Raw genomic sequence first — 25,237 nt, 5'->3', positions numbered from 1 at the left:
GCTATGCAGCAGGGCGCCTCCACAAACAAACAAACTAAATTCCAAAAACCTGAAATTAAACTACTATTTTTTGCTGCGCTATGGCAGTATCGGCCTTTACGTGAGCGGCATTAGCCCTGCCACTCGGGTCTGTATTTGCCTGCCATTTTGGTATCCATTTCCTTACGGTTTGTGCGGCACTTACTTGCGGGAAATGCTTATGGAATACACTCCTGTAAAAATACGCCTCTTTAGTTGCCGGTGTATTATACGGGAATCTTTCGGCGGCACTTGCCATTTGCTCATCGGTTACCTGGGCAGAACAATACTCTATAAGCGTATCAATCCAGTTATACCCTACACCATCGCTAAATTGCTCTTTTTGCCTCCAAAGTACACTATCTGGCAAGTATGGCTGCTCAGGGGTATCAAACGCCTTTCGCAAAATATATTTTTCAATACCGTTATACGTTAACGGCTGTTTTTCTTCCGGTTTAATTTGTATGGCAAGTTCCAGGAATTTCTTATCCAGGAACGGTACCCTGGCCTCTAGTCCGTGCGCCATAGTACTCTTATCTGCCCTAAGCAAATCTGCTGTAAAAAGCTTTTGCACCCTATCCATAGTTTCACGCTGGAAATCCTCTGCCGATGGCGCGTTACGGAAATAAAGGTAACCACCAAAAATTTCATCAGCCCCTTCACCGCTAAGCACTACTTTAATGCCCATATCTGTAATGGCCTTACTTAAAAAGTACATAGGCGTACTGGCACGGATTGATGTAACATCATACGTTTCTAAGTGCCAAATAAGTTTATCCAGTATTTCTATACCCTGCTCTATGGTAAAATGCACTTCATGGTGCTGGGTCCCTAAAAACTCCGCTACCGCACGTGCCGCTACAGCATCGGGGGCACTGTCATCTAGCCCTATTGAAAATGAATGCAGGGTTTTTCCCATTTTTTTCATAGCTCTTGCAGCAATGGATGACGTAAGTGACGAATCAAGCCCACCTGACAGCAGCACACCAATAGGCACATCGCTCATCAGCCTTTTTTCTACTGCCTGGGTTAGTGTTTCCCTTATGGCCTCGTAATCTACCGGTTGTACCGCTTTGGTTATATCCTCCCATTCCGGCCTGTAGTACTTCACAAAGCCTGTTTTAGGCGTGTAGTAATGCCCCGGAGGGAATGTAGAAAACGTTTGGCACTGATCTGCAATCGACTTCATTTCGCTGGAAAAGTACATCCTGCCACGGTCGTCTATACCGTAGTATAGCGGTTTAACACCCAGTGGATCCCTCCCGGCTATAAAGTCATCGCCGTCTATAACCACGAAACCAAAAATACCATCGAGCATGTGGCAAAAATCATAGCCAAACTCCTCGTACAGATGTACAATAACTTCTGAATCAGAGGTAGTGCGGAATGTATGCGAAGCAAGAACGGTAGCGCGAAGTTCCTTGTGATTGTATATTTCGCCATTGTGTACCATCCATGCATCTTTTGTACCCTGTATAGGCTGTTTACCTGTATTAAGGTCGATAATAGAAAGGCGTTCGTGGCTCAGGATGTGGCCTTTTTCTGTTACATGTAAATCGCTTTCATCCGGCCCGCGGTGCGACATCCTTTTAGACAACTGTTTTACAAGTGCTTCGTCTTTTCCTTTTCCTATGATTGCTAATATTCCGCACATACTCTTATTCTGTTTTATTTTGTATGTTAAAAACCTTTATTTGGTTTATTTCAACAAGACAAAATTGCACTTTAGGTTTAATTTTAAAAACACAAAAATCAATTCTGCTTAAAAATTAAAACCAAACACAGGATTATAAGAATAATCTATAAGTAAAGTAGGCTTTTACGGCAAGCTAAAATTACAGTTGAAAAAAAAGCCCTCCAGAAGGATGGCTTTTTTAATCTATTGAAGTGATACTATATTTTGTACCATTTACCTCAAACGAGTCGCCTACCTCCTTCCCCAACATGGCAGCACCTAAGGGCGACTGCGCAGACAAAGCGAGTATGGTAACGCCATCTACCGTGATTTTTGGCAATGCAGTGCTTACAAACAAATGATGTCCATTTGCTGTCACCAAGCTCCCCAGTACCACCCTGGTATTTACGGTATCGGGATTGATTTTATCTAATACAGCCTGTTGTTCTAAAAACTCAGCTACTTTATGATTTAGTTTTTCCTGCTCTAAATGCATCATGCTAAGTGCCGTTTCGTGCTTATCGCCGGCAGATCCTTTGGCATCGTTCTGAGCGCCTTCGGTCAGGGCAGTTATCATGTCATGAAAAGCATCAAGCTTATCTTCCACCTGCTGTTTATAGTAAGCAAGTACTTTATGTTTTAAAGAATCCATTTGAAGATTGAAGGATTTAAAAATTAAAATATTTTTGGACGGGAGTAAAAATAAAAAGATTCTTCACTCTAACCTATGGCCGAAATGAAGAATCTTATATGTGAGGACTGAATGTTTAAAACATTCAACCGTGAAATTTTACAAATTAAACTTGTACGTAGCCCCTAGCAGGAACTGGAATCCCTGTACCGGATAGTTTACCCATTTCTGGTAGCTTTGATTGGCTATGTTATTAAGCTTTATAAAGCCGGTTAAACGGTCGTTGTATTTGTAATTAACGTGAGCATTTACGTCAAAGTAACTTTTAAGGGTTACAATGTTTCGGTCAAAGCCATCTGCACCATTTTCGGTTAGTATAACATCTTTACGGTCGCCTACAAAAAACACGTTTGTACCTGCATGCCACTTTTCGGTGATATCTATATCAAGGTTTGCCCCTACTTTCATAGAAGGCATGTTCCATGGTTCCTGCTGGTCTGTTGTATAACCGTAATAGGTACCGTTTATCCCCGCTTTTACGGTGTTAGAAAAATCAGCCTTCAACTCCCCAAAGAAACTCATGGTTTTAAGGTTATCATACACTAAACCAAATGAGTTGCCATACACGTAAGCATTACTATTACCATCAGGTACAAAGCCTATTCCATTTGAATTATGTAAAAAGAACGCATGGTCGTCTTCAGACAGGTAACCTGCCCTTAAATTATAACTCACCGGGTTAGCCAACTTACCTTTTAAGCCTACATACAAATCAAATTGCTGGTTAGTAGGCGTTATGGGTGTAAGTGTAGGCGATACAAACGGGTTTACACCCACAAAATCAGCGTACGAATTTTGCTTCAGTCCGCCCTCTGCACCGGCGTATACCACCATAAGGTCGCCCACCAGTTTATGCGACGCTTTTATTTGAGGGTAGATAAAGAACTTATTATCACTTACACCGTTTTGGCTGCTTATGTTGTAAAATACACCTGCCCCAAACTGTACCGAAGTGTCTTTGCGCTGGAAAAGTATGCTGGGCTGCACTCCTATATTAAAGTTGCTGTAGCTAATGCCATTATTTACAAAAAAACTGCGGTTAAAATCACCACCTACATAATCTGCTACCACACCAAACTTAACCTTTTCCTTTCCAATTTTTACATCAAAATCAGGGGTTATAAAAAATCGGTTTTCTGATGAGGAAAATCCATCCGAAAAATGCTTGTACTGCGCCTGCGCCTCATGAAAGAAACTATTACGCGCTGAAATTTTACCACCTATGTAAAAGGTATTGTAGGTTTGCTTACTGTCAAACGCATTAAAGTCCATGTCGTTATAGGCCGTATAGTCTAAGCCATACCAGTTATATACCTGACGCTGGTACCCAAGGTCTGTACTCCAGGTATACTCTTTTTGTCGGTTACCGTAGGTAAGGTCTATAGCGTTTGTACTAAAGTTATCGTCTGCTTTTACGTTCTTGATTCCGCCCTGCGACGACTGATGCCTTAATAACGCCCCTACGTACTGGGTATCGTCTATGTTGTGCGATACAAAAGCCTCGCCGTTTACGGTACCGTAATTACCTAAACCAAGGGTAAGGTAATTGCTGTAATATTTTTCGCGTGCTTCCTGGTCTACGGTCGCAGCCTTGCCCTTTGCCGGCGAAAACGTAGAGGCTACCGGGTAAGAAAATATGTTATACTTTATTTCCTCCTTTTTGGTATTGGTTTCATCTTCAATTACCGGAGTTTCCTTTACTTTAAATGCATCTGAAACCGTGGGTGTATATGGCTTTACTACGTTTACCACCTCTGTACCCAGGTTCTCATCCCGTTTTTGTGCGTGTGCCTGTTGTAAACCAGCCACCGCTGCAATAATCGCTATTTTATATGTTATCTTCATGGCGTTTACGTGTCTGTTAGTTTTGAACTGATGAGTTCCTTTGGGCTTCTTTACCTTTTATGGTACTTAACTCTGTCTTGGCTTCCTCCACAACATCCGGATAGGCGGTAAAGTTTTTAATTACGCTTTCCAGTATGTATGTAGCCTGGTAACTGTCTTTTAGCCCGTAAAAATTCTTAGCCATAACCACAAGCCCCTTTGACCCGAAATATTTATAACCCGAATAGTCTTTGCTTAGTTTCTGTACTATTTTGTTACTATCCTCATACTTTCCGTCTTTATTTTTAAAGTAAGCATCGTAGTATAGCGCCTCTGCTGCCAGTTCGCCTTTAGCAATGGTAAGGAGTTTTGCATACGCCGCACGCGCTTTAGGCTCGTCGTTATTTTTAATGGCAGAACGCGCTACAATAATCTGGGCATCGCTTTTTACGCGGTCTTCCGTTTTTGCATTAGCCAAAACCTTATCAGCATATACCACTGCATTTGCATAATCCTTGCTATCGTAGTAACACTTCATAAGGTTGCTTTGCGCAAAGGTTACGTTTTGCGGATAATCTGCCTCAGCCTCCAGCCTTTTTAATACCGGGATGGCCTTTTCGCAGTTAGATGACTTTAGGTGTACCTGAGATAAACGTGCCAACGCCTGTTCTGTAAACTCATTTCGTGGAGCCGCAATAACATATTCATAATGCGGTACGGAGTTGCTTTCCAGCCCATCATTAAAATACGATTGTGCCAGGTAGAAGTTAGCCTTTAACGCAGAAATACCATTAGGAAACTTGCTTACATAGCTGCTCAGCGCAGTAATGGCTCCTTTGGTATTATTCTGCATATACTGCTTTTCGGCAGCTTCCCATGCGGTATTATCAAGATCGGCATCAGTAACATCTACAAAAGAAAGGGTTTTAACCCATGCGGCATACTCATCGGTACGGCCGTTATCTACATAAATGTTACGCGATGTTTGCACTGCCTCTACCGCTTCGGGCGTGTTTGGGAATTTAGCTACCACCTCTTTAAACTTGGTGAGTGCTTTCTCGTCCTGTTCAGAGTTATAGTAAACCAAAGCCTCGCGCATCATGGCCTTGCTTATGTAGCTGCTGGTTTTATATTCGGCAATAAGCCTTTCGTATGCGGCAATAGCTTCTTCGCCCTGCTTTTGTGCCACATAGGTGTTTCCTAGTTCATAAAGGGCATCATCGGCGTATTTCGACTTAGGGAAACGCTTTATAAAACTGGTAAGATCTTCTATCTTCTTTTCATTCCGCTGCACAAAACCATAACTTATAGCTTTTTGAAACAAAGCATAATCGGCATCTATACCGTTCATTTCTATGGCTTTGTTGTACGCTTCCATAGCAGGCCAGTACTTAGCACTAACAAACTGGCTGTCGCCCAGGCGAAGGTAAGCATCATTAAGGCGTTGCTTGTCTTCTTTAGCGAAACCTGTAGCTACATAATCGCCAAAGGCCTTAGCAGCCTTCTCATATTCTTTTTGCTTAAAGTAAGCGTAACCTATATTGTAATTCAGGTTTTTAAACTCTGGCGTGGTAGCCGCATCGCTATAACCCTGAAACTGCCTGTAGCTTATAAGTGCGTCTGCAAACTGATCCAGCACATACTGGCTCTCTCCCTGCCAGTAAGTAGCACGGGCGGTAATACGGGCATCTCGCGCTTCGGCAACTGATTTTTTAAACAAGCCTAACGCCTGCTGGTATTTACCATCAGTATAAAGTTCAAGCCCGCGATAAAACGTAACCTTTTGATACGCTGCACGATTTTCAGGCGACTTATTTTTTTCAAGCAACGCCAGGGCTTCGGTATAATTTTTAGAAGTTATGTACGAGTCTATTTGCAGCTCCTGCACCTCCTTTTTAAATGGCGATGCCGGATACTTCTCCAGGAAACCACCCAGCACTTCGGGCACACTTTGATACGGGTTACCTATATCATAACTCAACTTTGCATAGTTAAGCGCCGCATCTTCCTGTATTTTTGGCTCAAAGGTCATTTCGCTGGCGTTCTTAAACGCGTTTAGCGCCTGCTGCTTTTTACCTGTTTTAAGGTAACTCTCCCCTAAGTGATAGTAGGCGTTTTGTGCCACAGCATCGTTACCGCCTATAATTTTATTAAATTCGGTAATTGCCTTTTCATAATCTCCCTGTTTATAATAAGCGTAACCTAACTGATAAAAATCAGTGTTTGTCCACTTCCCTTTTTTACCGTGATAGTCTTTCAGGTAAGGTATAGCCTTATCGTATTGGGCAAGGTTGAAATAACTCTCTCCAATAATTTTATTCAGTTCGCTTTTTTCCAGCGCATCACTCTTAGGAAGTTGCGGAACCCCAAGCTCTATTGCCTTTTTGAAGTTACCCTCCTTAAAGGCCATATCAGCTTGGAAGTAGCTCATCTTTTCGCTGTACTTCTGCTTGTCTTCTACCTGTTCAAAATAAGCGTTTGCCTTTTTGTAATCGTCTCCCTCATACGCCAGGAAGCCCAGGTAATATTTGGCCTGCGAGCCATACTTTTTAGACTCCTTTACTTTTTGTAGGTATTTTTCAGCATCTTTTTTGTTGCCCTGTGTAAAATAACTGTACCCTTTCTGGAAATTGTAACGTTCCCTATCTGCCTGCGCCAGGTTACTTTCGTCTACTTTTTCGTAGTAGCCTAATGCCTGCTGGTAGCTGCCTTGGCTAAACTGGTAGTTTGCCATGTCTACATTTGCCTGGTTTTGGCGCGGGCTTACCGGATATGCCTCCATGTAATCCTGCATAAGCACATCGGCATTCCTTTGGTTAAGCTTAATCGCACATTCGGCAAGGTAGTAGGCACAATCCGCCTGTACATCGGTGTCGTTATTTTCGATTTTAGTTTTTTCGAATAATATCTGTGCCGCCTGGTACTGTTTATCGTCGTACAGGGTTACGGCTTTGTCAAAATCCTTTAACGGATGCGTGTATACGGCAGACTGCTGTGCCGAAAGGCTCATAGCCGAAAATGGCACGGAAAGCAGTAAAAACCTGTTGATTTTGCGCATGTGTGTTCAGTTTTATGTAATGTTCCAAATATACCAATTCTTATATTAACAAACGGAGGCCTTACGACTTTTAGTATAGCTGCTGACCTGCCACTAATTTGTTAAAAAAATATTTAAGTGCAGCGTTTACAATGCGTAAGCACTGCTCCTTATAACAAAAAGCGTGCAAATTTTAACCCAAAATTAACCACCCTGCCCCGTACGGTATCTTAAAATAAATTTTGTTTACGGTAGTTTATTATTACTTTTACATTTCTAAAAAACGGATTTCGCAGCTTATGTCGCAATTAATATTATCACTCAGGAATGCTACCATATACCAGGAAAACAACGCTATACTAAAGGATATAGACCTGGACGTAAACCGCGGTGACTTTATTTACATTATAGGCAAAAGCGGCACTGGTAAAAGTTCGCTTATAAAAACGCTTTATGGCGACCTTAAACTGCAACGTGGTGAGGGAGAGTTTGTAGGATATAACCTGGGCAACCTTAAAGAACGCGATATACCCTACCTTCGTAGGAAAATAGGTATTGTTTTTCAAGACTTTAAACTACTCCCGGACAGAAACGTACACGAAAACCTGATCTTTGTACTTAAAGCCACCGGCTGGAAAGACAAAGAAGAAATGCTTGTTAAGGTAAATGAGGTGCTGGACAAAGTAGGCATGAAACATACGGCCCTTAAAATGCCGCATCAGCTTTCGGGTGGTGAGCAACAGCGTATAGCTGTGGCACGCGCCCTGCTTAACGACGCAGAGGTTATCCTGGCCGACGAACCTACGGGTAACCTGGACCCACAGACCAGTGTGGAAACCATGCAGCTACTACGCGAAATAAACCAACAGGGTAAAACCATTATCATGGCCACACACGACTATGCTCTTATAATGAAGTTCCCTGCCAAAACACTTAAATGCGACGAGGGTACATTATTTGAGGTAGTGCAACGTACCGTATAACCTCTGTACCAATACTTTACCAAATGTTATCGGTACTTATACCTACATACAACTACAATATAGTACCGCTGGTTACTGCCGTGCAGCAACAATGCAGCGATGCGGGCATACCCTACGAAATTATAACGCTTGACGATGCATCGGCAAATACGGCAATACATACTGATAACAAAGCAATAAATCAGTTACCAAATTGCAGTTATAATATACTGCCCGTTAATATAGGCCGTAGTGCGATAAGAAACTTACTGGCAAAAAAGGCGCAAAACAGTTGGATGCTTTTCCTGGATGCTGATACCCTGCCTACAGACAATAATCTGGTAAAAAATTATCTTCCCTATCTTAAAGAAGAACCTAAAGTTATCTACGGTGGTATACTATATCAACCTGAAAAACCGGCAGCAACCGAAATACTACGATGGGTATATGGCAAGGAGCGCGAAGCATTACCTGCTGATAAGCGCACCGAAAATCCGTACATAAGCCTGCTAACCCTTAACTTTTGCATTCATAAAGACGTGTTCAATACTGTTCATTTTAATGAAAGCATACCCAACCTAAGGCATGAGGATACCTTGTTTTCTTACGACCTCAGCAGGGCAAAAATCCCTGTTACCCATATAAATAACCCGGTGTATCATCTGGGGCTTGAAAGTAGTGAGGTGTTCCTTAAAAAATCAGAAGATGCCGTTGTAGGACTTAAGTATCTTACAGACCACAACCTTCTGCCGGCTGATTATGTACGTATTGCAAAAGCGTATAATTCACTGAAAAAAAACCATCTGCTTGGCGCGGCACGCTTGTGGCATAAGGTAACGGCGGGAATATTTAAAAAAAACATAGTAGGAAAACATCCTAATCTCCTTATTTTTGACCTATACCGATTAGGATACTTTTGCAGCTTAAAATAATTAAAAGCCTATGCCTGTATTTTCTGTAGTTATTCCGCTATACAACAAGGAACAATACATTAAGGAAACGCTGCAAAGTGCCCTTAACCAAACGTTTACCGATTTCGAAATAATCATCGTAAACGACGGATCTACAGACAACAGTGCAGGGGTAGTAAAATTGTTTACCGATACACGTATTCATTACATAGAAATAAAAAACAGTGGCGTATCTGCCGCAAGAAATAACGCGATAAAGGCAGCAAAAGGGAGTATCATTGCTTTTCTGGATGCCGATGATTTATGGCAGCCAAACCACCTGGAGGCGTTACATGAGCTTTATCTTGAAAATCCGACAGCCGGTATGCTGTGTTCCCGTTACATTACACGCATAGGAAACGGCGTATTGCAAAAACCTGTTTTTTTAGGTATTGATGAAAATTTTTCGGGCATTATAGCCGATGCTTTTTATTCCAGTACTGTAAACCGCGTGGCACTCACTGCAGCATTAGCAGTACCAAAAAACGTATTTGATGTAACCGGTATGTTTAATGAAAACACCACACACCCTGAAGATACAGAACTGTGGATAAAGATAATGATAAAGTTTCCGGTAGCAATTACAAATCAATATACTGTAATATATAATTTTGACCAACCCCAAAGCTGGTCACGCGCCTCTATGAAATCCCGTAAAATAATGGATTTCAACCAGTTTAAACAACACGAAAAAACAAACAAAAGCCTTAAAGCGTTTGTAGATATTTACAGAATTGAGTACGCCCTGAAGTACAGGATTGAAGGCGATGTTATTAATTCCCGCAGGCTATTAGCTGATGCCGACACTACAAATTTGTCCTTTAAAACAAAATTGCTGTTTCTTACACCACCATTTATATTGCAGCTCCTTTTAGCGGTAAAACACTGGCTTCACCGTAAGGGTGTAAGCTTTTCGGTATATAACTAACCTTTTTTATAGCTCAAAAACTCTTGGTAATCCCTTATATAATCCGCTTCGTTATACACATCTTCGGCAATAACCAGGCATATCGCCCCAGATGAAAAGTTAGTAAGTTCCCTCCAAATACCATCTACTATATGCAAGCCCGTAGCTGGCCTGTTAAGCGTGTACTTCTTTTTAGATTCGCCATCGTCCAGCACTACATCAAAGCTGCCACTAAGTGCAATAAGGATTTCGTTTTGCTCTATATGAGCATGTCCTCCACGTTCTGCCCCACTGGGTACATCAAACAGGTAATAAATCCTTTTAAAATTGTACGGAATAGCTCCTTCCTGTATAAAAGCCAGGTTACCCCGATAGTCTTTAACTACCGGAAAATCTATGTATTGTATGTTATTAAGCGTTGTTTTCATAAATCTTTAATAGTTGTTTTTTTCCTGCGTAGGCCCATTGTATACATTTTATAATCTGCCAGGGCTTTACCACACCTGATTTTAGGTTATACAACAACTGTAGCCCCAGCCAAAACGGAAATTTCTTCCTGAAAATCTGGTACAGGTATGCCCCCCTTATACGGTAATTTTCCGGCAAGGATATATTATCGCTGTCTTTAAAGCTTTTGTGCGACACTATCGTTTCAGGATAATGGCACACATCATAGCCGGCATTGTACAGCGCGTGCAGCAGTACAGGTTCTTCGCCGAGCGGAAACGCACTACCTAATCCAAAGTGTACATTAAACGGAATATTTGCCTCTTTATACTTTTTAATATTAAAAGCGATTTCTATAGACGAGCTATTTAACCGTTGTAAATCGGTCAGTTCCTTTACAGGAACGTTTGGGTACTTGCGAAAAGGAACTCCCTCAAAATTAACCGTTATAAACTTAATTGCTGCAGCTTTAGGGAAATGATTAAATCCTTTCGCTATTTTTTCATCAAATCCTTTCAGGAAGACCAAATCATCGTCTGCAATAAGTCCTATTGCTTGTTGCGCATGGCTTATAGCTAGGTTTCTGCTCCGCGAAAGCCCCTTTTCGTAGGCATTTATAACCCGTACATTAGCGTAAGGCGATTGCAAATCTTTTCCGGGAACGGTTTGGTTTACAATAAGGATATTAAAATCGGTAAAATGGGCAAACGGAAACATTGGCTCCAAAAAATCAAGGCTGTCCCGGTTCATGGTAGACAGCAAAATTTCGACATCTGATTTTTTAAAAGCTCCTGCCAATTATCCTATATTTACAATCACAAATATAAAAATTTAAGGCTGCCAAATGAAAATACTTTTGCTGGGCGAATACAGCAGGCTGCATAACTCACTGCGCGAAGGGCTTACACAACTGGGTCACCAAGTAGTTATTGTAAGTACCGGCGATGGCTTTAAGGGGTATGATGCTGATTATAAAGTAACTCCGAAAGTATTTAGTAGCCCACTACTACGAAAACTGCGCAGCCTGGTGTTCCGAATTACTAAAGTGGACCTAGAACGCACAGAACTTGGACTACTTTTTTGGAGGCTGATACCTGAACTTAAAGGATTTGACCATGTACAGCTTATAAATAGCGATGCGCTGGAAACACATGGTTGGCTAGCACGCAGGATAGTAGATAAAATTTGTAAGCAAAACGGTTCACTATCATTACTGATTTGTGGCGATGAGCCGCCTGTAGTAAGTTACTCATTAACTAACAGTTTAAAATACAGCATACTCACCCCCTATTTAAATAACAAAAGCTTAAAAAATCTATTTTACTATACGCTAAAATATAACTGTGCTACACACTGGGATTTGTTTCGTTTTATAATTCAGAGAGCGCGGTGTATCATTACATCTGACCTTGATTATGAAATTCCCATGAAGGCGCAGGGGTACTCAACTACTTTTATACCCAATCCCATTAATACAGATGCCATACATTATATCACTAACCCGTTGATCGATAAGGTAATAGTTTTTTTAGGTATTAACCGTAATTCTTATTATAAAAAAGGTATCAATTATTTTGAGGATGCTCTTGAAATTGTAAAGAAAACACATGCCCATAAGGTAGAAATTCTGGTTACCGAAAACATACCCTACAAGGAATACATTACCCTATACGACAAAGCGCATATACTGCTTGATCAGGTATATGCCTATGACCAGGGATACAATGCCTTGGAAGCTATGACAAAGGGGAAAGTGGTTTTTACTGGAGCCGAAACGGAATTTACTGAACACTACAACATAACAGAACCGGTAAACATTAATGCTTTGCCTGATGCCGAGGCTATAGCGCGGGAACTTATTTTTTTAATAGATAATCCTGAGGAGATTGACGCAATGGGCAAAAGGGCCAGGGCATTTATTGAGCAGCATCATCACTACGTTAAAGTGGCGGAACAGTATCTTGACTCTTGGCTAAAATAACTTTTTACGAAAGTACCAAACCATACCTGCAAAATACAAAACATAGGTTACAAGATGAGCCATTGTAGCTCCTTCTGCGCCGAATTTGTTTATTAACAGTGTACCAGCGGTATATAGCACAGCGAAAGAAGCTATTTCTGATATTATAAATGCGGCAACCATTTTCCGGGCAAAAAATTCCTGTGCCAATATTTGCGAACTAACCTTAAAGAGATCACCTAAAAGTTGCCATACAAATAAGGCTTCCATAGGTAAAAAAGCGTCAGATAATGTTATAACTATTACCTGCCTTCGTAGTAAGTAAATAAGGACAAGCCCAATGAAAAATACCGGCACTACCACTTTATAATAAGAATGCCATGTCTTTTTGACTTCATAATTTGTACGGGCTTTAGCCAGCATTGGCAAAAAATACACACTTTGCAGCGTGGTGGCAAACATCATGTAAAAAGATGATATGCGATTAATTCCCTCCCAGTAGCCCAGCGCATTGATACCGGCCACTTGTATAATATGATTGCGAAGGATGATAAATATTGCCGGCCCGAGCAGTGCCGTGAATAAAGACATAAGGCTGTAAGAGCAAAGGTTTTTAAACATTGGCTCACTGAAATACGCTAGATTAAAGAAAAAAAAATCTCCTAAAGCCTTATAAAGCGGATATACAGAAAGGAAAAACACCAAAACAGGCGTAATAATAAGTCCCGCTAGCGCCCCTTCGGTTTTAAAGGAAAAGATTAAAACAGCCGAGACTATTACCCCAAGTATATTGCCTATAATGTTTATATAAATAACCCGGTTGTATTTACCAAGGCCGTTAAGTAAGCCTACCAATACCATACCTCCGGCATAAAAAGGCAATACACATCCCAGCACAATAAAAACCCAGGCATACGCTGTGCTGCCGTTAAACACAACAGAACTCCAAAATTGAGCAGGGAGCCCTAATACCAACCCAAGGATAACGACACCTGTAATTATAGCAGTGAATACCGTAGAGACTACCGCTTTTAGTTGCTCTTTGTCATCAGTGTACTGGGCCGTATATTTTATTATACCGTTTTGCATGCCTAGGGTAGCAAAAGTATCTACAAAAACAAGTGCGTTCCTTAGATTTCCTACAATAGCCATACCGGCAGGCCCTAAAAAAGCAATCATTTTACCCGAGATAAAGCCGCCCATTATGCGCGTAATTACGCTTACCCCGTTTAGGGAAGTAAGCCTTACTACAGGATTTTTAGATATTTTTTTAAGGATGCCCAAGGCTCGTAAATAAATCAGGGGTTAATAATACATTTTTCCGAAAGCTGTAACTCTATAATATCCTGTGTGTACGTACTACAAGCCAGTTCCTCTTTTTGGGTTACCAGCCCGTAGTTAATACTCCCGTCGCGTTCCATAACTGTACCCATGTCAAAATAGCGCATATTTGGCCTGTATTTTTCCAAAACAGAAATGAATAGATAATCAAGCGCTCTTAACTCCTCGCCGGCTTCGGTAGTAGCTCCATACTGTGATTTTACTACATTATCAGATATAAAAAGGGTAAGCCCTGCCAGCAATACATTTTCCTTATAAATATTGTACTGTATTATATTATCAGGAAATCGTTTGGCGAGCATAGTTATTTCATCAACATTATGTACCGGCACTGCATTGTGCTTATTTTTTAGTCTTGGCACAAGTACTTGTTGCCAAAACGCCTCAAAACTTTGTTCCTTCTTTATTTCAAAACCTATATCAGCCCTACGCCTGTAGTGTTTCAGCTTACTTTTAGATATCCATTTTTCTGCGCTGTAGTCTACGGCAAGGTTTAAGTCTTTCCTTTTAATAGATCCCCCTGCTTTGTACAACAAAAAGTCCACCTCAAATGATGGCATTTTATGGTACATCTGCGGAATTTGTTTTATAATCAGCGTTAAAACACCTTCACTAAGCATAAACCTTACCAAGCTGTTAAAAACTAAACGGGCTTTGTCAAAACTTACCTGCTTAGCAAATAGTATTCCGCCGTAAGTAAGCCCCTGATGCGAATGCACAACACTACCCACAATATTTGCCGGCAACAGTGCCACAAGTTTATTGCCATCATAAACCATTAAAGAGTAATCAGTAAACCTGTCGGCATGATATTCCATAAAATCACGATGAAACAAAAATGTACCGTTTTTAGAGGCTGCAACAAAGGCATTCCATTCCTCAAAATAATGCGATGTGTAAGGTTGTATGCGGTACATATAAGGCAGTGCTGTAGTGTAAAATGTATTTTGGTAAAAGTATTAAATATTCCTTACATAATGCACTACACAGAATTTAGCTAATCATTAGGTACTTAGCATATTTTTTATAATTTTAGGAAAAAATATCCCGCTTGTGAAGAAACTACTACCCATACTTTTATTACTACTTATCATATGCCCTGTGTATGGGCAGGATGTAAGTTTGTTTGAACAGTTTAACGGCCGTTACGACTTTACATTTGTGGGGAATACACTTAACCCTGCTGAAAATAACACCTCAGGAAATTGCGATATACTTACCACCTCGTCGGCCACAATGAACCTGGGCGCTTCAGACACCGTATTAAAAGCATACCTGTACTGGGCGGGTTCAGGATCGGGAGATACCGATATAAAACTAAACGGACAAGACATTCAGGCTCAGCGGGTAATGCCACTAAATGCCATTAACATAGATAATACCACCCGAATGTATTTTAGCGCATGGGCAGATGTTACCGCTATTGTATCTTCTACAGGGAACGGTACATATACCGTATCTGACTTTGACCTTACTGAAGTTGTAGCACTAGACACCTACTGCGGCAATGCCACTAACTTTGGCGGATGGGCTATTATAGTGGTATACAGCAACCCTACGTTACCGCTTAACCAGCTTAACCTGTACGACGGTATGTCTTACGTACCGAATGAGGTAACCATCAACCTTCCAAGCCTTAACGTAATAGATAACAACGGGGCAAAAATAGGCTTCCTGGCATGGGAAGGCGATTCATCTTTAGCTATTAATGAAACGCTGCGTATTAACGGCAACATATTATCTAACCCGCCCCTGAACCCTACAACAAACGCCTTTAACGGTACTAACTCTATTACAAATAGCAGTACACTGTATAATATGGATCTGGATGTGTATAACATTCAGAACTATATAAACATAGGCGATCAAAACGCGCAAATACAACTTACCTCAGGGAGGGATTTTGTGATTATAAATGCTATAGTAACCAAACTAAACAGCCAGTTGCCCGATGCTACTGTAGCAGTTAACAATGTGGTACACACGTGTAATTCGCGCACGCTGCAACTTAACTACACCGTTAAAAATGAGAACAGTACTGATGTGCTTCCCGCAGGCACACAGGTAGGAGTATATGTAAACGGCGACCTCATCACCACATTTGCAACTAACACAGCCATACCCATAGGCGGGAGCGAAACCGGAGTGCTTAACCTTACCATTCCGGCAGGATATCCTGAGGATTTCCAAATATTGCTGATTGCAGATTATAACTTTGCAATAACCGAAACAGATGAAACAAACAACAGCTACACGCTTAATGAATCATTGTGGTTATTGCCTCCGCTACCTTCCAGTAGCCTTACTGCCTGCGAAACTGCTCCCGGCGCAAATACAGGCTCCTTTAATCTTGATAATTATGCCACGACTGTACGTACAGCCACATCGGATATTATAACATTTTACCTTACCCAGCAAGATGCGCAAACACCGCAAAATGCCATAACAAACACCGCAGCATATACTTCCGGGCCTGGTACACTATATGTAAGGATTGAAGATGAACACGGATGCGTAAACTATGGCACACTTACCCTAAGACTGGATGATTGCCTTTACCCCGATGCGGTTATTCTTAACGCTACCATTAACCAAAGCTGCAACAGCCGAACAATGGCTGTTACCTTTACCATCGGCAACCCTAACAGCCAAGATGTGCTGCCCGCTGGTACACCTGTAGCTATATTTACAAATAATTTACTCGTTACCACAATACCTACAACAGCAGATCTTCCTGTTAATGGTACAGAAACACATACGGTTACCGTTACTGCCCCGCAAGGTGCAGGATTATCGTTTAATATTTTTATCCGTGCAGACTACGGTAACACAGTCCAGGAAATTAATGAGGTAAACAACAGCTTTGCACTTCCGGTAAGCATATGGACACCGCCTATACTACCATCAACTATCCCTGATCTTACAGTATGTGAAACCTTTAACAACAGTAACCGCGGTCTGTTTGACTTCTCAGCCTATATTACCTCGTTAAAAGATGAACCTACCGACGTGGTTACCTTCCACGAAACACTGGCCGATGCGCAAGCCGGTACAGCTGCCATAACAAACCCGGGGAGTTATACTTCTAACGGAACTAATCCGCAAACCATATATGTGCGTTTGCAGGACATTAACGGCTGTTTTGTTACGGGGGAATTCAGGTTGATTTCTAAAGACTGTCTTTTCCCGGATGCTGTGGTTACCATAAATACTATTACACAGCAGTGTGATTCGCGCCAACTGGTTATTGATTATACCGTAAGCAACCCTGACAGTTTTGACGTATTACCAGCCAACACTCCTGTAGCGTTTTATATAAATGGCATTTCCTTTGGCATTACACAAACCATTGCCACACTACCTGTAGATGGTTCTGAAACAAAGCAATATACTATTACCGCACCCGAATCATTTGGTTCTACCGTAAGCGTAATACTTGCAGCAGACGACACAGGGAACGGAGCAGGTACTATTACCGAAACAAACGAGCTGAATAACCTTAGCAATACCATAAACATTATTTTTTGGATTTCACCTGTATTGACGCAGCCGGCAGATGTATACGGATGTGAAACCTTTAACCACTCCGGCATAGGAAGTTTTGATTTTTCATCCTATGAAACATCGTTAAGAAACCTACCCACAGATAACGTTAGTTTCTACAGTTCGCTTACAAATGCACAATCGGCACAATCGCCTATAACTAATTTAACTACCTATAACGCCGCACCAGACGCTATTGTTTACGTACGCCTGCAAGACGTGAACGGATGCTATGATGTACAGCAATTTACCCTGAAAATAAAAGACTGCTATTTCCCGGATGCTACCGTTACTATAGACGACATATACAAACAATGTAACTCGCGGGTGTTACACGTACACTATACGGTAAAAAATCTTTTAGGTACCGATGTACTTCCGGCAGGCACACCTGTAAGCATATACGCAAATGGACAGTTTATAGACTATACTGAAACCATTGAAGACATAGCTATAGGGGGTATAGAACAGGGATATATTACAATTACAATACCCGTAGGGATTCCGCTAAACTTTGATTTACAATTTGTAGCAGACGACCGTGGAGATGGCACGGGTACAGGCATTGTTATTGAAACCGATGAAACCAATAACAGTTTTACAATGCCTGCAGAATTGGTTTTATCGCCCGTACTGCAACAACCGGATGACATAACAAATTGCGATCAAGGCTTTGGACTGGCCGGGTTTGATTTCTCTGCCTATGCAACTTCGTTAAAAAATTACCCTAATGAAACCGTAACATTTTATACCTCGCAACAAAATGCAGACCAGGATCTTGACCGTATTTACAATACGGCCGATTTCAGGACACAACAAAATCCGCAACGAATTTATGTAAGGCTGGATAACGGAACGTGTTTTGCCACTGCATCGTTCCTGCTGCGCACTAAAAAATGTAAACCTATTACCTACAATTACATTACTCCAAACAACGATGGGTATAACGACACCTTTGTTATTGATGGCTTACGCAATATTTTCTTTAACTTTAAGCTGAAGATATACAACCGCTGGGGTAATCTTGTATGGACCGGGGATCATAGTACTGCCGACTGGAACAGTATAGCCACAGAACAAAAAGTGGGTAATGAAGATACCACTGTACCAAACAGTACCTATTATTTTGTACTGGAACTTAATGACCCTGACTACCCGGAGCCTATTACCGACTGGATATATGTAACCAAATAAAAAAACAGCGACCAAAAAGGTCGCTGTTTTTGTGTTGTTTTATATGTATTACACTTAGTGCTCTATAGCGGCTAAGTAACGTTCCGCGTCCAGCGCCGCCATACAGCCTGTACCGGCTGCGGTAATGGCCTGGCGGTAAACATTATCCTGAACGTCTCCTGCGGCAAACACCCCGGGAACATTAGTACGGGTGCTTCCCGGTTCTGTAATAAGGTAACCGGTTTCATCCATAGTTAACTGGCCTGCAAATATTTCTGTATTAGGCTTATGCCCTATAGCTATGAAAAGACCTGTTATGGCTATGTCGTGCTTTTCACCCGTTACATTATTTACAACCCGTAAACCTTCTACCACATTATCACCCAGTACTTCATCTACTTCACTATTGTAAAGCACCGTAATGTTTGGTGTATTGTTTACCCTGTGCTGCATGGCTTTACTGGCGCGCATAACATCTTTACGTACCAGCATGGTTACATTTTTACAAATGTTAGCCAGGTACGTGGCCTCCTCGGCAGCGGTATCTCCCGCGCCCACTATAGCTACATCCTGCCCGCGGTAAAAGAAACCGTCGCATACGGCACAAGCCGATACACCTCCGCCACGCAGGCGTTGCTCACTAGGCAGTCCAAGATATTTAGCAGTAGCACCTGTACTGATTATAACGGTATGGGCCAGGATTTCCTTGCTGTTATCTACCGTTACCTTATGCCATCCGCCTTCGTCTTTGTTAAATTCCACAGCCGTAACCATACCTATACGAACCTGCGTACCAAAGCGCTCTGCCTGTTGTTGCAACTGTACCATCATTGTAGGGCCATCTATACCTTCGGGGTAACCAGGAAAATTATCTACTTCTGTAGTCGTTGTAAGCTGGCCGCCAGGTTCCATACCGGTGTACATAACGGGGTTCATATCAGCTCTTGCTGCATATATGGCTGCAGTGTAACCCGCAGGGCCTGAGCCTATAATAAGGCATTTTATTTTTTCAATATTTTCAGACATAATCTTTATGCTCCTATGTTAATAGTGAACACAAATGTAACGCAATAAAGCAATAAAATCTAATGTAAAACATCAGTTTTAGTTATCAGAAAATAAATTTGCATTATAGTGTTGCATAATTAAATTTAAGCCTTATATTTGCAACCGCTTTCCGACAGCACGAGGGCTTTAGGAAATGCAATCGGGGTGTAGCGTAGCCCGGTCATCGCGCCTGGTTTGGGACCAGGAGGTCGCAGGTTCGAATCCTGCCACCCCGACAAGTACAAATCCCAAAATGTACTAAAAGCCGTAAATATCAAGTATTTACGGCTTTTTTATTTTGTGTCAGATACCAAAATAAACCATATTAAATCAATATAAATGTGAGTTATTAGGTGAGTACTTTTTACTTTTCAAAAAAGTGCTCACAAAAAAGGGGTTAAAAAATTGTAATTCAGTAAATTACAACGATTTTTTAACATTTGTAGCCAAACTGTACCTGATTGTGCCACCTTTTAATGAACAACTGAATTCTTGCGGTACTTAATGTCTAATTTTTAAAACATTTGGTATGAAAAGCACAAACACATTTGGCATCCATTTTATTATCAGGTTACCGGGAAAAACAAGAAATACAGATGCTGGCATTTACGCAAGGGTAACTGTAAACGGTCGCAGGACAGAAATATCATTAAAAAGAAAAATTGACCCAAAGTACTGGGACGATATTAAAGGCCGCGCAAAAGGCAAGCGCGATGAGATTGTAAAACTCAATAACCATTTAGAGCGCGTACGCTCAATGATTGCAGAAGGATACCATAACTTGGTGCAGCAACGCAAAACAATTACTGTAGATGCAGTAAAACGGCTTTTTATGGGTGAAGAGAATGAAACCATTACATTACAATACCTGATGGACTATCATAATGAAGTAGCTGCCCATAGGCTGGCACCCGGGACGATGAAAAACTACGGTACCACACAAAGCTATCTTTCTAAATTCCTAAAAGAGAAATATTACAGGAATGATATACTGCTCTGCGAGTTAAACTATAAGTTCCTTATAGACTTTGAAAGTTTCTTAATTGCCCATGAACCGAAGGACCATCAAAGGCCACTAAGTAATAATGGCATCATGAAACATATCGAAAGGTTCAGGAAAATGGTAAACATGGCCATTACCCTCGAATGGCTTTCGAAAGACCCATTTGCAAGCTTTAAAAAGCATTTCGATAAAGTCGAACGCCAGGCTCTTAATCCTAAAGAACTGGAGCATATTTCGAAAAAGGAGTTCAAGATAGAACGCTTAAGAAATGTCAGGGATATGTTTCTTTTCAGTTGTTATACCGGGCTTTCCTATATTGACTTAGCTGAGCTGCAACCCGACAATGTCGTGACCGGTATTGATGGTGAGGCGTGGTTAAAAACAAGCAGGACTAAAACCAATACATCCGTAAATGTGCCACTTCTTCCCGCAGCGTATGAATTGATTGAGCTTTATCGTGACCATCCAAAATCTGTTGAAAATGGCACTATCTTTCCTGTTATCTCCAACCAGCGGATGAATGGCTACCTTAAGGAAATTGCCGACGTATGCGGCATAACAAAGCGATTGACGTTCCATATTGCCCGCCACACCTTTGCAACCACCATCACCCTGAGCAATGGTGTGCCCATTGAAAGTGTATCCAAAATGCTGGGACACACGACAATCCGTACGACCCAAATTTATGCTAAAGTAATCGAAAATAAACTTAGCGAAGATATGGGACGATTGAAACAAAAGCTATCTGCGGCAATATAATCCTAAAGCTAAGGAAATAGAAGAAATCAACTTAAATTCTTATTTGAATTCCGCAGACAGTGTCTGCGGAATTCAAAAATTCTGATCGTTCTAATGATAGATTTTAGCCAAGCCACTCAATATCAAATAATCTAATAAACCAAATTCGAAATATCGGTATTTGACAAGATTTCGCGCTCAAATGATGAGTTACAGGTTCGAAGGCTACAAAAAACGCGAATTTTGGGACAAATTACACGATGTCATCAAAGATCTGTACCTCCTTGAATTTGTTCGTTTGCCTGAAAAGCATACTTTTCAGAAAGTGAGCTGGAACAAAAATTGATTGAAAAACTGGAATCGTTTATATTGGAACTCAGCACAGGTTTTACATTTGTGGCAAAGCCGGAGCGAATTAGTTTTGATGAGAAACACTTCAGGGTTGACCTGGTATTCTTTAATCGCTTGTTAAGATGTTTTGTGCTGATTGATTTAAAAATTGGTGAGCTTAAACATTAGGATATAGGTCAAATGCAGATGTATGTAAATTATTACGACCGGAAGATCAAGCTCGAAGGAGAAGGCAAGACAATAGGAACCATACTCTGCCAAAACAAAAGTGAGGCCGTGGTGTAATTTTAACGAATTGTCGCCCGAAAACGCATAGTCAAAAGCGGTTATATAAATTTTAGAAAAAATACATTGAAAATATAATTATCTTATTGCCGAATTTTTATTTTAAAAGTTTTTTGCTGAACAGGGTCTTGCTTAATATAGTATGCTTACCTTTAAGCAATGGCTGGTTCTCTGCCAATGCTCATTCTGATCGGCAAATTTGTTCATCTTGTAAAAAATTTGTTCCCGCTTACTCTTCAGTTTAGGTATTTCAGTTTTTGGTTAGTAATAGTTTGAAAAGCTTTTTTTCTTGGATAAACGAAAAAAATTTCCTGATACCCGCTTTTAATTGATTGAGTTAATGGCTCAAATAAAGAGTTATTCAAGATTGATAACTAAAGACATTTTATTATCCGAACCGGTTTCGGTTATCTGAAAATTTATGAAAGAAGATTTTGAAAATTTTGAAAGACGGTTCAAAGAACGTCTTCATACATTGTTTTATAATGAAGGTAATATTAATTCACTCAGCCTGGAACGGGGGCTACCGGGAAATATTTGGGAAGGCATAATGGAAACCATACCGTTATCTGTTGCCATACCAGAAAAATTTGGAGGGCGTGGATTATCAGTCAAAGAGTGCCTTTCGGTATTATCAGCAGCTTCTTATGAATCATTACCATTGTCCTTAACTTTTGGGATTAATATAGCCCTTTTTTTGGAACCCCTGGCTAAATATGGGCACCCGAAAATTCAGGAGAGAATTTTTAAAAGGTTCCTTAAAGAAAAAGCTATGGGAGGGCTGATGATTACTGAGCCTGATTATGGCAGTGATGCACTAAATATGCGGACATCATTTAATAGCAGAGAGGATGGTTTTGCTATTAATGGCAAGAAACATTGGCAAGGTCTTACAGGTATGGCCGATTTTTGGATTGTTGCCGCCCGTGAACAATTAAAGGATGGAGATTTGGGGCGCGATATAGCATTCTTCATAACCGAACAGTCCAGTCCCGGTCAACAAATAGAAGTTGAATACTATTTTAATAATCTCGGGCTTTACATGATACCATATGGCATGAATGCTATTGATATTTTTGTGCCTGAGAATCAAAAACTACAATCAGAATCTACCGGAATAAAAATGATGCTTGATATTCTCCATCGTAGCCGTATGCAGTTTCCAGGAATGGGCTTAGGTTTTATCCGGCGTATGCTTGATGAGGCACTTGCATATTGCAATCAAAGAAAAGTAGCAGGCCAATCTTTATTTTTTTTAGACAGTGTTAAATATCAACTTTCACGTATCGAATCTTCCTACGCAATATGTTCCGGAATGTGTGCCCGAAGCGCAGTTATAAGTAGCATTAATGCGGATCTTTCTTCTTGTGGGCTTGAAGCGAATATTATGAAAGCCCTTGTGACAGACCTGATGCAGGAATCTTCACAGATAGCATTACAATTGCAAGGTTCCTCTGGCTACAAGATTGATAACATTGCAGGAAGAGGTATTGTGGATAGCAGGCCATTCCAAATTTTTGAAGGCTCTAATGAAATGCTTTACACTCAAATTGCAGAAATAATGATTAAGAAAATGAAGAAAATGCAACAGGAGACATTTTTCCAGTTTCTTTCAGGTTTTCCATTAACTGAAAAAATAGCAGGCCAATTTAAAGAACTGCTTGATTTTTCCATAAAAGATACGCTATTGCAACGTCAGCTTATCACATTGGGAAAAATTATTGCCCGCGTGGTTAGCCTACAATATGTTTATAATATGACGCTAAAAGGATTTCGAAATGATCTCTACGATAATTGTTGTAAACACATGATGATGGACATTAAGTCTTTGCTATCAAATTTGACCGATTTCAATAATTCGATGCCTGTAGAGGATTACACTAGTCAATCTGCTTGGTCCGATTTTATCTAATGAGTATTTCTTAGCTCTGAAACATTGATGAACTGAGCAATTGCATGGGAAAAGGCATTCGCTACCGGTATTTTCGAAAATTATTTAAATAACTCCAGAATCATTGATATGGCATCATTTATTTATTCTTTTATAAAAACCAAGGGCTTACCAAAGTTTAATAGCTATTTAAGAATTCCTTACCCTGTTATGATAAATCCGCTATTTCTATCAATGAAAGAAATGCGTTGCTTTGTCTTCCACACATTTTACAGCATATAAATATAATGCCGCTGACCATGTCTGCCAGTCCTGCCCCATGGGTTTGCCATCCTGTGCTTTATACCATTCATTAAAACCATATTCAAGGGATGTATCACGTGATTGTTTAACCAGGTCAGTGAGTAAGTACAATTTTTTCTCTGCCAGTTGGTATTTTCCTGTTGCTATTAATGCTGCAATATGAAATGAAGAAATAAAGGGCCAGATCCCTCCATTATGGTAGTTGCCCGGCCGGTTATATTCTTCATACCTTGTGAGCCAATCGTTATCATTCGGCATAATAAAAGGAAATAAATTGGGTGCTAAGGGAACCGCTAAATCGCCTTTTTTCAGCATATGCTCACATTCATCCTCTATCCAGGCCAGCATATGCTCTGACATTTCGGCTGAGGCAAGGCCAGATAACACTGCCAGGCTGTTACCTAAAAGGTCAAATCGTTCACTGCTGTATATTTTATACGACCACAAGGCATAGTAGGGCTTTTTATTTACTAAGAGCCCTTCATGAATATGTTCAGGATTTGAAGGGCTGGTAATGGTGAAATGTTCCATTGCAATTTGAAGCTTTTGGGCACGGTCTTCATATCCAAGTATTCGAAGATAACTATACACCAAAGTATTTACATACAAACCATATCCTAAAACCCACTGTTCATCACGCCAGTCGCTAGTGGGTTGTTGTGCAATCAAGAATTCGTCTGAAGGGCTCTGGTATTCCATCCAGGTAAGTGCCTTTTGTAAAGCTTCTTCTAAAAAGTCTATTTTACCTGTAAATTTCCTGAAAACAGCTACTGCCAGCAAAAAAAGAGGCGTAGTATCGCTTGCTCCCCGATTATCAGGATCGTGTATCAAGGAGGGTATATGGCCCCTCACGGACTGATTTTTTGACAATGCTTCCAGGGTTTTCTCCATTGCTGTGATTAGTTCTTCGTTTCCTGAAACTGCTACCCCAAATATGGATAGCATCAAATCCCGTGTGTAAGGCTCGGGATATCCCCACGCTGCAGTCCTTGGGAGTCCCCCGTACGGTCCCTTGGCATTGTGTAATAGTACCTGTATCGCAGCCTTTTTCGCTTTTTCTATCTCTTCCCATTTCCTATTATCCATAATAT

The 25,237-nt window shown here is 40.8% G+C and carries 17 protein-coding genes, 1 tRNA gene and 1 pseudogene; 9 read left to right on the top strand and 10 right to left on the bottom strand.

Going from position 1 to position 25,237, the window contains the following annotated elements; translation table 11 throughout:
- Window positions 1-55: 55 nt before the first annotated feature.
- The 4 genes from asnB to ACLI08_RS14995 all read right to left on the bottom strand — a co-directional run bounded on the left by asnB (window position 56) and on the right by ACLI08_RS14995 (window position 7,266).
- Window positions 56-1,672 carry an asparagine synthase B gene (gene asnB / locus ACLI08_RS15010; protein ID WP_411429323.1) on the bottom strand — a complete coding sequence of 539 codons (1,617 nt, stop codon included), beginning with the start codon at window positions 1,670-1,672 and terminating at the stop codon, window positions 56-58.
- Window positions 1,673-1,892: 220 nt separating this feature from the next.
- The gene (locus ACLI08_RS15005) at window positions 1,893-2,345 is read right to left on the bottom strand and encodes a GreA/GreB family elongation factor (RefSeq protein ID WP_411429322.1); all 453 of its coding nucleotides are present in this window, start codon (window positions 2,343-2,345) and stop codon (window positions 1,893-1,895) included.
- A gap of 138 nt (window positions 2,346-2,483) precedes the next feature.
- The gene (locus ACLI08_RS15000) at window positions 2,484-4,229 is read right to left on the bottom strand and encodes a TonB-dependent receptor (RefSeq protein ID WP_411429321.1); all 1,746 of its coding nucleotides are present in this window, start codon (window positions 4,227-4,229) and stop codon (window positions 2,484-2,486) included.
- A gap of 16 nt (window positions 4,230-4,245) precedes the next feature.
- Window positions 4,246-7,266, bottom strand: coding sequence for a tetratricopeptide repeat protein (locus tag ACLI08_RS14995; RefSeq protein WP_411429320.1), 3,021 nt, complete (start codon window positions 7,264-7,266; stop codon window positions 4,246-4,248).
- Between the two features lie 278 nt (window positions 7,267-7,544).
- Between ACLI08_RS14995 and ACLI08_RS14990 the strand changes: the two genes are divergently transcribed.
- Genes ACLI08_RS14990 through ACLI08_RS14980 form a run of 3 tightly spaced genes read left to right on the top strand, consistent with a single transcriptional unit; the run spans window position 7,545 to window position 10,085 of the window.
- Window positions 7,545-8,228: a cell division ATP-binding protein FtsE gene (locus tag ACLI08_RS14990; protein WP_411429319.1), complete on the top strand. Its 684-nt coding sequence runs from the start codon at window positions 7,545-7,547 to the stop codon at window positions 8,226-8,228.
- A gap of 23 nt (window positions 8,229-8,251) precedes the next feature.
- Entirely contained in the window at window positions 8,252-9,139 is an 888-nt protein-coding gene (locus ACLI08_RS14985; protein WP_411429318.1) for a glycosyltransferase family 2 protein, read from the top strand.
- Between the two features lie 10 nt (window positions 9,140-9,149).
- Window positions 9,150-10,085: a glycosyltransferase family 2 protein gene (locus ACLI08_RS14980; protein ID WP_411429317.1), complete on the top strand. Its 936-nt coding sequence runs from the start codon at window positions 9,150-9,152 to the stop codon at window positions 10,083-10,085.
- Here ACLI08_RS14980 and ACLI08_RS14975 read toward each other — a convergent pair.
- Complete coding sequence (locus tag ACLI08_RS14975) at window positions 10,082-10,492, bottom strand: sugar 3,4-ketoisomerase (protein ID WP_411429316.1); 411 nt, start codon at window positions 10,490-10,492, stop codon at window positions 10,082-10,084. The two genes, ACLI08_RS14980 and ACLI08_RS14975, sit on opposite strands and share 4 nt — an antisense overlap.
- Window positions 10,476-11,309: a glycosyltransferase gene (locus tag ACLI08_RS14970; RefSeq protein WP_411429315.1), complete on the bottom strand. Its 834-nt coding sequence runs from the start codon at window positions 11,307-11,309 to the stop codon at window positions 10,476-10,478. Before ACLI08_RS14970 ends, ACLI08_RS14975 begins: the two co-directional genes overlap by 17 nt.
- Window positions 11,310-11,355: 46 nt before the next feature.
- Between ACLI08_RS14970 and ACLI08_RS14965 the strand changes: the two genes are divergently transcribed.
- Entirely contained in the window at window positions 11,356-12,492 is a 1,137-nt protein-coding gene (locus ACLI08_RS14965; protein ID WP_411429314.1) for a glycosyltransferase, read from the top strand.
- Here the strand turns inward: ACLI08_RS14965 and ACLI08_RS14960 are convergent.
- Window positions 12,484-13,755: an O-antigen translocase gene (locus ACLI08_RS14960; RefSeq protein ID WP_411429313.1), complete on the bottom strand. Its 1,272-nt coding sequence runs from the start codon at window positions 13,753-13,755 to the stop codon at window positions 12,484-12,486. The two genes, ACLI08_RS14965 and ACLI08_RS14960, sit on opposite strands and share 9 nt — an antisense overlap.
- 14 nt (window positions 13,756-13,769) lie before the next feature.
- The gene (locus tag ACLI08_RS14955; RefSeq protein ID WP_411429312.1) at window positions 13,770-14,729 is read right to left on the bottom strand and encodes a FemAB family protein; all 960 of its coding nucleotides are present in this window, start codon (window positions 14,727-14,729) and stop codon (window positions 13,770-13,772) included.
- A gap of 136 nt (window positions 14,730-14,865) precedes the next feature.
- On the opposite strand from ACLI08_RS14955, the gene ACLI08_RS14950 reads away from it, so the two are divergent.
- Window positions 14,866-18,549 (top strand): CARDB domain-containing protein, encoded by a 3,684-nt coding sequence (locus ACLI08_RS14950; protein ID WP_411429311.1) that lies wholly within the window; start codon window positions 14,866-14,868, stop codon window positions 18,547-18,549.
- 54 nt (window positions 18,550-18,603) lie between these two features.
- Here ACLI08_RS14950 and trxB read toward each other — a convergent pair whose 3' ends face one another.
- A complete protein-coding gene (gene trxB / locus ACLI08_RS14945) occupies window positions 18,604-19,554 on the bottom strand; it encodes a thioredoxin-disulfide reductase (RefSeq protein WP_411429310.1) in 951 nt (316 codons plus the stop codon).
- 182 nt (window positions 19,555-19,736) lie between these two features.
- Here trxB and ACLI08_RS14940 point away from each other — a divergent pair.
- The 4 genes and pseudogenes from ACLI08_RS14940 to ACLI08_RS14925 all read left to right on the top strand — a co-directional run bounded on the left by ACLI08_RS14940 (window position 19,737) and on the right by ACLI08_RS14925 (window position 23,864).
- Window positions 19,737-19,811 (top strand) — tRNA-Pro (locus ACLI08_RS14940).
- Between the two features lie 293 nt (window positions 19,812-20,104).
- The gene (locus tag ACLI08_RS14935) at window positions 20,105-21,337 is read left to right on the top strand and encodes a site-specific integrase (RefSeq protein WP_411429309.1); all 1,233 of its coding nucleotides are present in this window, start codon (window positions 20,105-20,107) and stop codon (window positions 21,335-21,337) included.
- A gap of 321 nt (window positions 21,338-21,658) precedes the next feature.
- Window positions 21,659-21,952, top strand: a pseudogene (locus tag ACLI08_RS14930) (PDDEXK nuclease domain-containing protein).
- Between the two features lie 421 nt (window positions 21,953-22,373).
- A complete protein-coding gene (locus ACLI08_RS14925) occupies window positions 22,374-23,864 on the top strand; it encodes an acyl-CoA dehydrogenase family protein (protein WP_411429308.1) in 1,491 nt (496 codons plus the stop codon).
- A gap of 210 nt (window positions 23,865-24,074) precedes the next feature.
- Here the strand turns inward: ACLI08_RS14925 and ACLI08_RS14920 are convergent, their stop codons facing one another.
- Window positions 24,075-25,232, bottom strand: a complete 1,158-nt coding sequence (locus ACLI08_RS14920; RefSeq protein ID WP_411429307.1) for a glycoside hydrolase 100 family protein — start codon at window positions 25,230-25,232, stop codon at window positions 24,075-24,077.
- Window positions 25,233-25,237: the final 5 nt, after the last annotated feature.

The sequence above is a fragment of the Flavobacterium sp. RNTU_13 genome (genome assembly GCF_046614455.1).
In the GTDB taxonomy this organism is placed as follows: Bacteria; Bacteroidota; Bacteroidia; order Flavobacteriales; family Flavobacteriaceae; genus Flavobacterium.
This window is presented reverse-complemented; position numbering and strand designations above follow the sequence as displayed.